The 279-nt window shown below is 35.8% G+C and carries 1 protein-coding gene; it reads left to right on the forward strand.

Annotation, left to right across the window (positions count from 1 at the left end):
- On the forward strand, positions 1 to 279 hold a 279-nt coding region (locus M0D21_RS22895), incomplete at both ends, for a hypothetical protein (RefSeq protein ID WP_248334357.1).

The raw sequence follows: 279 nt of genomic DNA on the forward strand, positions 1-279 counted from the left end.
GGTAGTTAGAGGTAGAGTACAGAGTTCAAAAGGAGCTAGTGTAGAGAAAGTGTATATGTTTCCTTCTGGATCGAACGCGGGTAAGTTGATCGATGTAGATAAGGCAAATCAAAGTTTTGTAATTAACACCATGTTTTTGAATAAGAATGACCGGTTACGTTTTTCTACGATTCGTTCCAATGGTAGTATGGCCCGGTCTAATATGCATATAAATATTCAGAAGAACAGCATTAAAAAGCCATTCAACAGTGATATTCCTGATTTGATTATAAATGAGAA

It is taken from the genome of Aquimarina acroporae (genome assembly GCF_023195925.1).
GTDB lineage: Bacteria > Bacteroidota > Bacteroidia > Flavobacteriales > Flavobacteriaceae > Aquimarina > Aquimarina acroporae.